This is a genomic window from Vibrio sp. IB15 (genome assembly GCF_016406055.1).
Taxonomy (GTDB): Bacteria; Pseudomonadota; Gammaproteobacteria; order Enterobacterales; family Vibrionaceae; genus Vibrio; species Vibrio chagasii.
In genome coordinates, this window is record NZ_JAEFCE010000171.1 from 1 (window position 1) to 505 (window position 505).

The 505-nt window shown below is 46.9% G+C and carries 1 protein-coding gene; it reads left to right on the forward strand.

The features are described from left to right. The coding region (locus JC606_RS23290) for an IS5 family transposase (RefSeq protein WP_198779576.1) at nucleotides 1–452 on the forward strand (452 nt) is incomplete at its 5' end. Between the last annotated feature and the right edge of the window lie 53 nt (nucleotides 453–505).

The following is a 505-nucleotide window of genomic DNA, read 5'->3' on the forward strand; positions in this document are numbered from 1 at the left end:
GTCACGAAATAGTCGCAGCAGAGCTGAGTTTATCTAACGTTACCGATGGCGAAGTGCTTCCCAACCTACTTAAGCAGACACGTCGTAAAATCATTGAGGTATCAGGTGATGGTGCTTATGACACAAGACATTGCCATGATGCAATACGTATAAAGCGAGCGGTTCCGCTAATCCCGCCACGCGAAGGGGCTGCCTTCTGGGAGCAAGGACACCCTCGCAATTTAGCAGTTGGTTGTCAGAAGCTTTATGGCTCCAACAATAAGTGGAAAAAGCGGTATGGCTATCACAAGCGGTCGCTATCAGAGACAGCAATGTATCGAGTGAAACAGTTGCTAGGTGGGAAATTAAGCCTGAGAAACTACAACGCTCAAGTTGGCGAGACTTACGCTATGATCAAAGCGCTGAATAAGCTTACGGGGTTAGGTATGCCTGAAACTCAGTATATTGTTTAAGAGTCAAGCACATGGGACAGGCATGTCTTCGCTCTGAATTAAGCAACAAAGCC